This window comes from Microbacterium sp. CCNWLW41 (assembly GCF_037083505.1).
In genome coordinates this window covers 343,973-357,215 of the sequence record NZ_JBAOJP010000003.1, presented here as the reverse complement: position 1 = coordinate 357,215, position 13,243 = coordinate 343,973, and the positions used below count along the sequence as shown (strand labels likewise).

Genomic DNA, 13,243 nt, shown 5'->3' with positions numbered 1-13,243 from the left:
GCGCCGGGGCCCCCGGTTCGACGCCCCACGGCACGGTCGCGACCCCGGTAACGTGGTCGCGTGGCCGCATCGGGATATCGCGAACTCCTGCGCACTCCAGGCGTGGGGCGCATGATCGCCGCGCAGCTGACCGCGCGCTTCCCGAACGGCATGTCGAGCCTCGCGATCCTCCTCCACGTCGAGCACACCACCGGCTCCTACGGGGCGGCGGGGCTCGCCCTGGCCGCCGCCTCGGTGGGCCAGGCGGTCGCCGGCCCGATCACGAGCCGCTGGATGGGCGCCTGGGGCATGCGCCGGGTGCTCACGCTCACCCTCTCGGTCTGCGTGCTGGCGTTCCTCGCGCTGGCGCTGCTTCCGCTCGCCGTCCCCGGCTACATGGCGCTCGGCCTGGTCGCGGGACTGTCGACGCCGCCCGTCCAGGCGGCCGTGCGCACCATCTACCCGAAGCTCGTGAACTCGTCGCAGCTGACCCCGCTGTTCTCGCTGGACGCGTCGCTGCAGGAGATCATCTGGATCCTCGCGCCCGTCACGATCACCCTGGTCTCGACCCAGATCGGGACCATCCAGGGCCTGCTGCTCGTGGCCGCGATCCTCGTCGCCGGCGGGGCCTGGTTCATCCTCTCCCCCGAGGTCGGGCGGGTGCGGATCCCGCGCAGCCGCCACGGTTTCGGGCGGGTCGTGCTGAAGCCCCCGGTGCTGATGGCCACCGTCATCGGCTTCCTCCTCATCGGCGCCTGCTCGGCCGTCGAGGTCGGCGTCGTCGCCACCTTCGGCCACGGCGGCGAGCACGAGAGCGGGATCGAGTCCGGCATCGTGCTGGCGGTGTTCGCGCTCGGGAGCCTCGTCGGCGGCCTCGCCAGCGGCCGGGTGCCGATCGGGCCGTGGGCCATGGCGCGCCGGCTCGCGATCGTCACGGTCGGGCTCGCGCTGACCATGGTCTCGCTCAACGTGTTCTGGCTCGGCGGCACGCTGCTGGTCGCCGGCATCGGCGTCGCTCCCGCGCTGGCGGTCCTGTTCGCGATCACGACGGCGAGCGTCAAGTTCTCGGAGACGGCCGAGGCGTTCGGCTGGGCCGGCACCGGCCAGCTGATCGGGGCCGCCGCCGGATCCGCGATCGCCGGCTTCCTCATCGACCAGACCGGCGGCCCCCAGGGCGCCTACCTCGCGGCGACGCTGTTCGCCGCCGTGGGGCTCGCCGCCTCGATCCTCTTCGTCCGCGCCTTCCCCGACCTCCGCCACCGCGATCCCAGTCCGATCCCCGACACAGAACCGGTCTCACTCCCGCCATCATGACGAACGCCACCACCTCCCCCGCTTCCTCCGTCGTCCCCGAGCTCGTCTGCGTGGGCGAGTGCATGCTCCTCGTGACCCCGGACGGCGCGCCGCTCTCCGCGGCCGCCCACGCCACCCTGGGGCTGGCCGGAGCCGAGTCCAACGTGGCCGCTCAGGTCGCCGCGGCCGGGCACCCCGCCGCCTGGGCCTCGCGCCTGGGCTCGGATCCCCTCGGCGAGCGGATCCTCGACGAACTGCGGCCCCGGGGCGTCGAACTGTGGGTCGAGCGCGATGAGGAGGCGCCCACCGGCGTCATGTTCAAGGACCCCGGCGCCGAGTCCTCGACCGTCTACTACTACCGGCGCGGGTCCGCCGCCTCGCGGATGGACGTCGGCTTCCTCTCCCCCGAGCGCCTCGCGGGGGTCCGGATCGTGCACACCACGGGCATCACCCCCGCGCTGTCCGCCAGCTGCGCCGCGATGGTCGAGCACCTCTTCGACGACGCCCGCGAGGCCGGCGCGCTGGTGTCGTTCGACGTGAACGACCGCCGCGCGCTGTGGCCCCTGGAGGACGCCGCGCGCGAGCTCGCGCGCCTGGCGAACCGTGCGGACATCGCCTTCGTCGGGCGCGACGAGGCCGAGCGCCTCTGGGGCACCGCCACCCCCGCCGAGATCCGCGCCCACATCCCGGATGCCGGACTGCTCGTCGTGAAGGACGGCGACGTCGGCGCCACCGCGTTCGAGGGGTCCGCGGAGCCCGTGTTCGTCCCGGCGCCCCGCGTGGAGGTCGTGGAGCCGGTCGGCGCCGGAGACGCCTACGCGTCCGGCTTCCTGGTGGCGACGCTCGAGGGGGCGGAGATGGCGGAGCGACTGTCGGCCGGCCACGCCGCCGCTGCCCGGGTCCTCACGATCCCCCACGACATCCCGCCGCTGGGCTGATCGCGCCCCGCACCGCACGCATCCCCCTCGCCGAACGCCCGGCTCGCCGAAAGGCCGAGCCGGGCGTTCGGCGTCGAGAGCGAAAGAGCACCACGACGCACCCGGCGCCGATGGCGCTCACCCGCGCCGCCCCGGAGACCCCGGCCTCGCGTCAGGCGATGCGGTCGCCGCGGCGCCAGAACGACGCGTCGAAGCCGCTGAGCGGCTGCGGACGGTCCTTGCCGGTGAGACCGTAGGGGTCGAGTCCGTCGAACAGGTCGCGGGGATCGATCTCGAGGACGCCGGCGATCTTGAGCACCGTGGCCAGACGCGGATTCCCCTCGCCCTTCTCAATCTTGCGGAGGTTCGACGGGTCCAGCTCGCACGCGGCGGCGAGTCCGTTGACCGTGAGCAGACTGCGCACCCTCAGTTGCGCGATCCGCTCCCCGAGCACGACACGGGGGTCACGGGAGGCGGTGGTCACCCTTCCTTGGTAATCGCCCCCGGCGAGAAGACGAAGGCTTGCTTCCGATAGGTTAACGCCACGGGGTTTTAGACACGCGTCGACGACCCCGTCCGACCGCGCCGCCGAACCGGGAGCGAAGCCGTATGCCGACCGAGGACGACCTCCCCGTCTCCCCCGCTTTCGTGTCCGAGGAGCCGGGCGAGACTCCCCTCGACGCGCTGCTGGACGAGTTCCGGGCCATGGCCGACTCGCGGCGCGTCCAGGGCGCCTACCTGGAGGAGCTCGTCCGTCACTACCTGCGGCTCGATCCCCTGCGATCCGGCCAGTTCCGCCACGTCTGGCTGTGGCGGGACTGGCCGGGGCGCGACGGGCGCGGGGACACCGGGATCGACCTCGTCGCGGAGACGACCGACGGAGACCTCCTCGCCATCCAGGTCAAGTTCTTCGCCTCGGACCACCGGATGCGCAAGTCCGACCTGGACTCCTTCTTCGAGGCCGTCGGCCGAGAGCCGTTCGCCGGCGGGATCGTCGTCGACACGACGTCCGGGCGATGGTCGACGAACGCCGAGGACGCGCTGAAGAACCGCACCAAGCGGATCAGCCGGATCACGCTCCAGGAGTTACGCCACAGCCAGATCGACTGGTCCAGCTACCGCCTGACCGCCCCGGAACGGGCGCCGCGACTCCACGGCCGTCGACAGCTGCGCCCTCATCAGCACGAGGCCGTCCAAGCGACGCTTCGCGCGTTCACGCAGGACCGCCTCGACCGCGGCACGCTCGTCATGGCCTGCGGCACCGGCAAGACGTTCACCGCCTTGAAGATCGCCGAGCGCTACACCCGAGAGCAGGGCGGCGGCCGGTCCACGGTCCTGTTCGCGGTGCCGTCGCTGGCGCTCCTGCAGCAGGCACTGGAGGAGTGGTCCCGCGAGCACGACCCCGACATGGCGTTCCGGGCGTTCGCGATCGGATCGGATCCGCGACTCGGGCGCGTCGCGAACGGCGATCTCACGACCGTGGCCCTGGAGGATCTCGCCGCCCCCGCGACGACGGACGGGGCGACGCTGTTCCGGCTCCTCGAGGAGATCGACCTGTCGGAGGGCATGACGGTGGTCTTCTCGACCTACCAGTCGATCCAAGCCGTCAGCGACGCACAGGGCCTCGGGGTCCCCGCCTTCGACCTGGTGATCTGCGACGAGGCCCACCGCACGACGGGTGTCCGCCTCGCCGAGGACGAGGACCCCTCCGAGTTCGTGAAGATCCACGATCCGCGGATCATCGACGCCGAACGTCGCCTCTCCATGACGGCGACCCCGCGCATCTACGCCCCGGAAGCGAAGAGCCAGGCCCGGCAGCGGGACGTCGAGCTCGTCTCGATGGACGACGAGACGCTGTTCGGCCCCGTCGTGTACCGACTCGGCTTCGGCGAGGCGGTGGAGCGGGGCCTGCTGACCGACTACAAGGTCCTGGTTCTCGGGGTGAGTGAGGACCAGGTCGCCCGATCGTTCGTCGAGCACCTCCGGCTCGAATCCTACGAGCTCCCCCTCACCGACGTCGCCAAGCTCATCGGCTGCTGGAACGCGCTGGCCAAGCGGCAGTCCGGTCATCTCGCCGACGGGTTCGGCGGGGACATCGCCCCCATGCGCCGCGCGGTGGCGTTCACGCGGGACATCAAGACGTCACGAAAGGTCGAGCAGGACTTCCCTTACCTGGTCCGCGCCCACCTCCAGGACCGCCTGAACGACGACCCGACCGATGATCTCGGCGTCGAGTGCCGCCACGTCGACGGCACCATGAACGCGACCGAGCGCGGCGCGCTTCTGCAGTGGCTGCGCGAGGATCCGGGGATCGAGCGTCCGGGACCGCCGACCGCGCGCGTCCTGACGAACGCCCGCTGCCTCAGCGAGGGCGTCGACGTCCCCGGCCTCGACGCCGTGCTGTTCCTGAGCGCGCGCAAGTCGCAGGTCGACGTGGTGCAGGCCGTCGGACGGGTGATGCGTCGCGCGGTAGGGAAGACCTGCGGGTACATCGTCCTCCCCGTCGCGATCCCGGAGCAGATCTCCGGCGAGGAGGCGCTGAAGGACAATGAGCGTTATCGGGTCGTCTGGCAGGTCCTCCAGGCGCTTCGCTCCCACGACGAGCGGTTGGACGCCCAGATCAACCGGATGGGTCTGACCGGCCGCTCCCCCGAGACCGTGGTCGTCGCTCATGTCGACCTGGTCGCATCGTCATCCCGCACGCGAGCCCCCGGGGAGATCGGGGCGGTCGATCACGACCTGGACGCCGCCGACCGCGTGACGCGCACGAGGACGGCGGCCGTCTCCCCCGCCCTCCCGCTGTTCGGCGCGGACGATTGGAAGGACGCGGTCTACGCCAAGCTCGTGAAGAAGGTCGGCGATCGACTGTACTGGGACGACTGGGCGGACGACGTCTCCGGCATCGCGCAGACGTACGTCACGCTCATCGGTGCGCACCTGGACTCCTCCCCGGGCGACCGCGGTCGCTTCCAGGCCTTCCTCCGGGCGCTCCGGGCCACCGTCAATCCCGAGATCGCCGAGGACGAGGCGATCGAGCTGCTCGCGCAGCACCTGATCACGATGCCCGTCTTCGACGCCATGTTCCCCGACGACTCGTTCACCCGGGCGAACCCCGTGTCGCTGACGATGCAGGAGGTGATCGACTCCTTCTCCGAGAACGCGGCGTTCGCCCGTGAACGGGAACCGCTCGAGTCCTTCTACTCCGGGATCACGGACCACATCCGCCGTCTCCCGGACTTCACCTCCAAGCAGCGCCTCCTCGTCACGCTCTACGACCGGTTCTTCGCGAAGGCGTTCCCGAAGCTCGCCGACCGGATGGGCATCGTCTTCACCCCGGTCGACGTCGTGGACTACATCCTCCGGTCGGCCGACGACGCGTTCCGGGCCGCCTTCGACCGCGGCCTGGGCGACCGGGGCGTGCGGATCCTCGATCCCTTCACCGGGACCGGCACGTTCCTCACCCGCCTCCTCCAGCTCGGCCTCGTCCCGCCGGAGAACCTCGCGTACAAGTACCGTCACGACCTCTTCGCGAACGAGATCGTGCTGCTCAGCTACTACATCGCCGCCGTCAACCTCGAGAGCGTGTTCCGCGAGCTGACCGGCACGACGCCGGACGCCGGGGAGGCGGCCTTTCCCGGCATCAGCCTCACCGACACCTTCGCGATGGACGAACGCGACCACGAGCTGGCCGGCGGGGTGTTCCCCGAGAACACCGAGCGCCTCGAACGGCAGCGCCGCGCGCCGATCGACGTGATCGTCATGAACCCGCCCTACTCGGTCGGGCAGCGCAGCGCCAACGACGACAACCAGAACGCCCGCTACCCCGCCCTCGACGCGAGGATCGAGGAGACCTACGCGAAACGCTCCACGGCGACCCTGAAGAATTCGCTCTACGACTCGTACTTCCGCGCGCTCCGGTGGGCCACCGACCGCATCGGCGACGAGGGCGTGATCGCGTTCGTGTCCAACTCGGGGTTCGTCGACGGCAACACCGCGGACGGGGTGCGGCTCGCCTTCGGGGACGAGTTCAGCGACGTCTTCCTCTACGACCTGCGCGGCGGCATCCGCGGCCGGGTCGGCGACGCGGCACGCAACGAGGGCGGCAACGTCTTCGACATCATGACCGGCGTCGTGATCGCCGTCCTCGTCAAGCGCGCCGGTCACGTCGGCCCCGCCCGGATCCGCTACCGCAGCATGGGCGACGCGATGACCCGCGAGCAGAAGCTCGACGCACTGCGCACCGAGGCGTCCCTCCGCGGATCCGAGTTCCGCGAGATCCTCCCCAACGCCGCCGGCGACTGGCTCAACCAGCGCGACGAGCGCTTCGGCGCCTTCCGCGCGCTGTCCGGGCCGGACGGGGTGTTCGCGCTGTCCTCGAACGGGCTCAAGACCAACCGGGACGCGTGGTGCGTCAATTTCGACCGGACGCTGCTGCGCGCGAACGTCCGCCGGCATGTCGACTTCCTGAACGGCGAACGGCGACGGGTCCGTTCCCTCGCCGCCGGCGGCATCCGCCCGCGGACGCTCGTCACCCGCGACCCGCGTCGGGGCAGCTGGGACCGGGTCAACCTCGGCGACGTCGACCGCGACCGGGAGACGACCCACTCCGAGGCGGGCTACCGGGAGGGCGTGTACCGCCCGTTCGTCCGCACCCCGATCTACTTCGATCCCACGCAGCGGATGAACAACTGCACCTACCAGCTCCCCCGGCTCTTCCCGACCCCGGCGCACCCCAACCGCGCCATCGCGGTCAACGCCCGCGGCGCGGACGTCCCGCTGATGGTCGACGCGATCCCGGACCTCCACGTCGTCGGCGACGCCCAGGTCTTCGCGCGCTGGCGCTGGGAGCCGCTCGCCGCGCCCGCCGGCCTCGACCTCGACGCCCTGGACGGCCTCGATGCGACGGAGGACGAGGTCGTGGTGGACGGGTACCGGCGCGTCGACAACATCACCGACGAGACGCTCGCCCGGTATCGGCGCGTCTACGAGGACGACGAGCTGACGAAGGACGACGTGTTCTCCGCGGTGTACGCGATCCTGCACCATCCCGAGTATCGCGGCCGCTACGAGGCGGATCTGAAGCGCGTGCTGCCGCGGATCCCGTTCGTGGCCGACATCCGCGCGTACGTCCGCACCGGCGAGGCGCTGGCGGCGCTGCACCTCGGGTACGAGGCGACGGACGAGTTCCCGCTGGCCGAGGTCCGGGCGATCGACGCCCCCACCGACGACGACGCCGCGCTGTACGCGATCGATCGGATGACCTGGACGACGCGCCGCGACCGCAGCGCGATCCGCTACAACGCCTTCCTGACCCTCACCGGCATCCCGGAGGAGGCGCACGAGTACCGGATCGGCGGACGCAGTCCCCTCGAGTGGATCCTGGACCGTTACCGCGTCCGCGTCGACGCGCAGACCGGCATCGTGAACGATCCCAACGCCTGGCTGCGCGATCGCGCCGATCCCCGATACGTCGTGCGCCTCATCGGGTCCCTCGTCACGCTGTCGGTGCAGACGCGGCGCCTCATCGCAGGCCTGCCGCCGTTCGAGGTGCTCGACGCCTGAGCGGATCCCGGCTCGCGGTCGTTGAGCGAGGAGCGCAGCGACGAGACGAAACGTCCCCCCGCCGACGGACTACTTCGAGTTGAAGTCGAACGCCTTCAGCAGCTCTTCGACGGCCTGATCGCGCTGGGGGCCGCCCTCGTCGAACATGTGGGAGACGTGCGTACGGAGGTGGTTCTCCAGCAGGAGGCGGTTGAGGGACTCGAGCGAACGCTGGATGGCGCGGGACTGCGTGATGATGTCCATGCAGTACTCCTCGCCCTCGATCATCCGCGTCACCCCGCGCAGCTGGCCCTCCAGGATGCTGGCGCGGTGCAGGGCGCGCTTCTTGATGTCTTCGATCACGCTCCGAGCGTAGACCGGATCCGGCCGGGAACGGGTCGATCCCCCGCCGGACCGATGATGTCGGCGGACGTCAGCACACGGCGCCGAGGCCTCCCCGGGCACGCGGACCGCGCGTCCGGGGTCGGCAGGACGAGGGTGGCAGGATAGCGACCATGGTGACCGCACCGCCCACCCTGCTCTCCGAGGCCGACCGCGAGCGCCTGCGGTCGCTGCGGCGCATGAAGGCCGTGGCCCTCGTCGCGCTGCTCGTGATGGCGGTCGCGTTCGTCATCGCGTTCTGGCTCCAGAACCGGTACCCGTGGCTGGCCTACGTCCGTGCCGCGGCCGAGGGCGGCATGGTCGGCGCCCTCGCCGACTGGTTCGCCGTCACCGCGCTGTTCCGGCGTCCGCTGGGCCTCCCGATCCCGCACACGGCGATCATCCCCAACCGCAAGGACGAGATCGGGCGTTCCCTGGGCGAGTTCGTCGAGACGAACTTCCTCGCCGCCGACGTGGTGCGCACCAAGCTCGATGAGACCGACATCGCCGCGCGGCTCGGCGAGTGGCTGAGTCAGGAGCGGCACGCCGAACGCGTGGCCGCGGAGGGCGCGACCGTCGCCGCGGCCGTGCTCCGCGCGCTCAGCGACGACGACGTGCGCGACCTGATCGCCGACCTCGCGCGCGAGCACCTCGTCCAGCCCGAATGGGGCCCGGCCGCGGGCGGGTGGCTGGAGAAGGTCGTGCAGAGCCGCGCCCATCACGGCGCCGTGGACCTCGCGGTCGACAGCCTGGAGACATGGCTCGCGGCCAATCGCGACACGTTCGAGGGGCTGATCTCGCGGCGCCTGCCGTCCTGGGTCCCGCGTGTCGCCCAACGGCTCGTCGACGAGGCCGCCTACAACGAGGCGCTCAAGTTCGTGCGCGCCGTCCAGGCCGATCCCGCCCACCCCGCCCGGCACGCGGTCGACCGCTACCTCGCCCGCCTCGCCGACAACCTCCAGCACGATCCGGCGACCCGCGCACGGCTCGAGAACGCCAAGGCGACGGTGTTCGACAGCCCGAAGGTCGCCGCCCTCGCCGCCGAGGCCTGGACCACTGCCAAGAACGGCCTGCTGACCGCGCTCGCGGACGAGGACAGCGGCCTGCGCCGCCGCGCGGTCGCCGCCCTCGCCGACGTCGGCCGTCGCCTCTCCACCGACGCCGCCCTGCAGGCACGCGTCGACGGGTGGGTGACCGACGCCGCCGTCTTCCTCGTCGACCGCTACCGGCACGACATCGCGTCGATCATCACGGACACCGTCGAGCGCTGGGATCCGGCCGAGACGACCGAGAAGATCGAGCTGATGGTCGGCCGGGACCTCCAGTACATCCGCCTGAACGGCACGGTGGTCGGGGCGCTCGCGGGGCTGGCCATCTTCACCGTCGCCCACGCCCTGATCCCGGGCGTCTGACTCGAACGGAGCCGCCATGGCCCTCTCCCACGATCCCCTCTGGCCGCGCGGCGGCGACTGGCCCGCCCCCGACGGCCCGGCCGACGCCGTGCTCCTGGGCGTGCCCACCTGGCGCACGTCGCTGTCGCCCACCGGCGCGCATGCGACGCCGGCGGCGATCCGCGAGGCCCTGCGCCGCTATAGCCCGACCGTGATGGGCCCGCCGGTGCAGGACCTGGACGCTCTCCTCCGCATCGCCGACGCCGGCGACGTGACCGAGCCCGACGGCGACGACGGCGTCGCCCGGACGGTCGACCGGGTCCGAGCGCTGGCCGAGACGGCGCGCCTGGTCATCGCCCTCGGCGGCGACAACTCCCTGACCTACGCGGTCGCTCGGGGCGCGGGCGCGTCGGGACTCATCACGATCGACGCGCACTTCGACCTCCGCGACGGCGTCTCCAACGGCTCGCCCGTGCGCCGCCTCGTCGAGGACGCGCCCGAGCGGGAGCGGATCGATCCGCGGCGGATCGTGCAGATCGGCATCGCGGACTTCGCCAACTCCGCCGCGTACGCCGCCCGCGCCGCCGACTGGGGCATCCGGGTCATCACGATCGACGAGGTGCGCCGTCGCGGGATCGACGACGTCGTGGCCGAGGCCGTCGAGATCGCGGGAGCGGGCGCGGATCCGCGCGTCCACCTCGACATCGACGTCGACGCCTGTGACCGGGCGGCGACGCCCGGCTGCCCGGCGAGCGTCCCCGGCGGGTTCGCCGCGTGGGAGCTGCGGGCCCTCGTCCGGGCGATCGCCGCGGATCCGCGGGTCGTGAGCGCGGACCTCGCCGAGGTCGACGCCACCGCCGACGCCGAGGACGGGCGCACCGTGCGTCTCGCCGCGCTCGGCGTCCTGGAGCTGCTCGCCGCGCTCGCCGCCCGCGGCTGAGCCGGGGTCTGTTCCGGGGGATCGGGGTCCGTTCTGGGGCTTCCGGGCCCCAGAACGCGCCCCGGATCACCGAAACGCGCCCCGAATCCGTCAGCCGGCTCGACCTGCGACCGCCTCCGGGATGGGGACGCCTCCCGTGTTGAACCGGATCGTGCGCCGCACGGTGGACGGATCGGCGAGCACCGCGGCGACGACGGCCGCGACGTCCGCCCGCGGCACCTCCCCCGAGCTCGTCGCCGTCGCGTCGATCCGTCCGGTCGGCGCGGCGTCGGTGAGCCTGCTCGGCCCGAGGACGGTCCAGTCGAGCGCCGTGGCTCGCAGATGCTCGTCCGCGGCCGCCTTCGCCTCGGCATAGGCGTGGAACGAGTGCTCCGGGGGGACGCCGTGATCCGACGAGGATCCGAAGTACGACACCATCACGTAGCGGCCGACGCCGGCGTCCGCCGCCGCGTCCATCGAGCGGATCGCCGCATCGTGGTCCACGGCCCGGGTGCGCGCCGGGTCTCCCCCGCCCGCGCCGGCCGACCACACGACCGCGTCGTGTCCGGCGATGAGGGCGGCGAGCGCGGCGCGGTCTTCGCGCTCCACGTCGAAGACGACCGGGTCGGCCCCGGCGCGGCGGACGTCCTCCGCCTGGGCGGCGTCGCGGATCACGGCCGTCACCTCGTCTCCGCGCGCGGCCAGCAGGGGCTCGAGGAGGAGGGCGATCTTGCCGTGGCCGCCGATGAGGAGGATGCGTGTCATGCCGTCCACGCTACGCCGAGGATCCGGCCCGCGGGCCGGCCGAGCCGGTTCAGGATACGCACGTGCCCCCGCGTCCGCCAGCCCCTCGGCTCCCCGCCCTGCCCGCGCGAGGGTGGGGTGATCCCGACAGAGAGGATCGATCATGGAGGACCAGCCCGCACGGGCGATGAAGGACGAGAACTACAACCTCGTGTGCGTCCTGGAGGCGTCGCTGCGCAACGCCTGGAAGATGCAGACGTACATCGAGGACGCGGAGCAGGCCGGCGACGTGGAGCTCGCCGAGTGGTTCCGCAAGGTGCAGCACAACAGCCTCAAGGCCGGCGAGCAGGGCAAGCGGATGCTCCGTGCCCGGCTGGAGGAGGCCGAGGAGGTCCCCGCATGAGCGGGGCGGTCGACGCTGCGGCGGGATCGACGACGACGGCGGTCTGCGAGGTCTGCGGCAACGTCTACGACAGGTCGTTCACCGTCACCCAGGCCGGCCGCACGCGCACGTTCGACAGCTTCGAGTGCGCGATCCACGCCATGGCACCGACGTGCGCCCACTGCGGGTGCCGCGTGATCGGTCACGGCGTGGAGGCGGACGGCGTCGTCTACTGCTGTGCGCACTGCGCGCGCGGCCACGGTGAGGAGTCCCTGCGCGACCGTGCGTGACCCCGGTTCGGGGCGTGCGTGACCCCGGTTTGGGGCCGGTTCTGGGGCGTTCCGGCCCCGTATCGCGCCCCGGTTCCCCGGAGGGCGCCCCAAACTCGCGCGGATCCGGGATCAAGCGACGGGGAGGCCGTCCTTCCACACGCGGTGAACGAGCGGGACGCCGGGCCGATAGGCCAGGTGCACGCGGGTCGGCGCGTCCAGGAGGACGAGGTCGGCGCGGGCACCCGGTGCGATGCGGCCGACGTCGTCCCGGCGCAGGGCCGCCGCACCGCCCGCGGTGGCCGCCCACACCGCCTCCGCGACCGTCATCCGCATGTCGCGCACGGCGACGGCGATGCAGAACGGCATCGAGGACGTGAAGCTGGATCCCGGGTTGGTGTCGCAGGCCAGGGCGACCGTCACGCCGGCGTCGATGAGCCGCCGCGCATCCGGGTATGGCTGGCGCGTGGAGAACTCCACGCCCGGGAGGAGCGTGAGGACCGTGTCCGACCCCGCGAGCGCCGCAACGTCGTCGTCGGTCAGGAACGTGCCGTGGTCGACGGATGCGGCGCCGAGCTCGACCGCGAGACGCACGCCGTCCCCGGGACCGAGCTGGCTGGCGTGGAGCCGCGGGCGCAGCCCTCGGGCGATCCCGGCCTCCAGGATCCGGCGCGACTGGGCGACCGTGAAGGCGCCCGTCTCGCAGAACACGTCGATCCACCGGGCGTGCCGAGCGCAGGCGTCGAGCATCGGCCCCGTCACGAGATCGACATACGCGTCCGGGTCGTCCGCGTACTCGGCCGGCACCACGTGCGCCCCGAGGAAGGTGACCTCCTCGGTCACCTCGGCCGCCAGCCGCACCAGCCGCTCCTCGGTCGCGACGTCCAGGCCGTATCCGCTCTTGACCTCCACCGTCGTGGTGCCCTGGGCGTGCATCTCGTCAAGGAGGCCGCGCAGCCGGGCGCGCAGTTCGTCGTCCGTGGCCGCGCGTGTGGCGGCGACGGTGGATCGGATGCCGCCCGCGGCATACTTCTGACCCTCCATCCGCGCCTCGAACTCCGCAGCGCGATCCCCGCCGAACACGAGGTGGCTGTGGCTGTCGACGAAGCCGGGGATCACGGCACGCCCTGCGGCGTCCACGGTCTCATCGGCCTCGCGCGGCGCGGGTGCGTCACCGATCGGCCCGACCCAGCGGATCCGCCCGTCCTCGACGAGCACCGCCCCATCGTGCAGGGTCCCCGTCGGGTCCGCCGTCCCCGTCGAGTCCGCCGCGCCCGTCGAGTCCGCCGCGCCCGTCGGGTCCGCCGCCAGCCGCGGGTCGTTGGTCGTCAGCTCCGCGATGTTCGTGATCAGCGTGCGCACGGTGCCATCCTCCCTCTGGGTGATGCCGAGTGGTCAGTTTCTGCGGGTCGGGGCCGTCCGAACCC

Annotated in this window: 11 protein-coding genes; 7 read left to right on the top strand and 4 right to left on the bottom strand. The window is 72.2% G+C overall.

Annotated features, from left to right (window positions below; all coding sequences use genetic code 11):
- Positions 1-111 precede the first annotated feature (111 nt).
- Both V6R91_RS13390 and V6R91_RS13385 read left to right on the top strand, forming a co-directional pair.
- A complete protein-coding gene (locus V6R91_RS13390) occupies positions 112-1,293 on the top strand; it encodes an MFS transporter (protein WP_336395936.1) in 1,182 nt (393 codons plus the stop codon).
- Complete coding sequence (locus V6R91_RS13385; RefSeq protein WP_336395718.1) at positions 1,290-2,210, top strand: sugar kinase; 921 nt, start codon at positions 1,290-1,292, stop codon at positions 2,208-2,210. Before V6R91_RS13390 ends, V6R91_RS13385 begins: the two co-directional genes overlap by 4 nt.
- Before the next feature lie 151 nt (positions 2,211-2,361).
- Here V6R91_RS13385 and V6R91_RS13380 read toward each other — a convergent pair whose 3' ends face one another.
- Positions 2,362-2,673, bottom strand: a complete 312-nt coding sequence (locus V6R91_RS13380; RefSeq protein ID WP_231820297.1) for a helix-turn-helix domain-containing protein — start codon at positions 2,671-2,673, stop codon at positions 2,362-2,364.
- Positions 2,674-2,798: 125 nt separating this feature from the next.
- On the opposite strand from V6R91_RS13380, the gene V6R91_RS13375 reads away from it, so the two are divergent.
- On the top strand, positions 2,799-7,751 hold the full coding sequence (locus tag V6R91_RS13375; protein WP_336395717.1) for a type ISP restriction/modification enzyme: 4,953 nt from the start codon (positions 2,799-2,801) through the stop codon (positions 7,749-7,751).
- Between the two features lie 69 nt (positions 7,752-7,820).
- Here the strand turns inward: V6R91_RS13375 and V6R91_RS13370 are convergent, their stop codons facing one another.
- Complete coding sequence (locus V6R91_RS13370; protein WP_067244882.1) at positions 7,821-8,093, bottom strand: metal-sensitive transcriptional regulator; 273 nt, start codon at positions 8,091-8,093, stop codon at positions 7,821-7,823.
- A gap of 152 nt (positions 8,094-8,245) precedes the next feature.
- On the opposite strand from V6R91_RS13370, the gene V6R91_RS13365 reads away from it, so the two are divergent.
- Positions 8,246-9,523 carry a DUF445 domain-containing protein gene (locus tag V6R91_RS13365; protein WP_336395716.1) on the top strand — a complete coding sequence of 426 codons (1,278 nt, stop codon included), beginning with the start codon at positions 8,246-8,248 and terminating at the stop codon, positions 9,521-9,523.
- A gap of 16 nt (positions 9,524-9,539) precedes the next feature.
- Complete coding sequence (locus V6R91_RS13360) at positions 9,540-10,442, top strand: arginase family protein (RefSeq protein ID WP_336395715.1); 903 nt, start codon at positions 9,540-9,542, stop codon at positions 10,440-10,442.
- A gap of 90 nt (positions 10,443-10,532) precedes the next feature.
- On the opposite strand, the gene V6R91_RS13355 is transcribed toward V6R91_RS13360, so the two are convergent.
- Positions 10,533-11,186 carry an NAD(P)H-binding protein gene (locus V6R91_RS13355; RefSeq protein WP_336395714.1) on the bottom strand — a complete coding sequence of 218 codons (654 nt, stop codon included), beginning with the start codon at positions 11,184-11,186 and terminating at the stop codon, positions 10,533-10,535.
- A gap of 142 nt (positions 11,187-11,328) precedes the next feature.
- Between V6R91_RS13355 and V6R91_RS13350 the strand changes: the two genes are divergently transcribed.
- Both V6R91_RS13350 and V6R91_RS13345 read left to right on the top strand, forming a co-directional pair.
- Positions 11,329-11,568, top strand: coding sequence for a hypothetical protein (locus tag V6R91_RS13350; RefSeq protein WP_336395713.1), 240 nt, complete (start codon positions 11,329-11,331; stop codon positions 11,566-11,568).
- Positions 11,565-11,837 (top strand): hypothetical protein, encoded by a 273-nt coding sequence (locus V6R91_RS13345; protein ID WP_067244891.1) that lies wholly within the window; start codon positions 11,565-11,567, stop codon positions 11,835-11,837. Before V6R91_RS13350 ends, V6R91_RS13345 begins: the two co-directional genes overlap by 4 nt.
- A 111-nt stretch (positions 11,838-11,948) precedes the next feature.
- Here the strand turns inward: V6R91_RS13345 and hutI are convergent, their stop codons facing one another.
- Positions 11,949-13,178: an imidazolonepropionase gene (gene hutI / locus V6R91_RS13340; protein WP_336395712.1), complete on the bottom strand. Its 1,230-nt coding sequence runs from the start codon at positions 13,176-13,178 to the stop codon at positions 11,949-11,951.
- Positions 13,179-13,243: the final 65 nt, after the last annotated feature.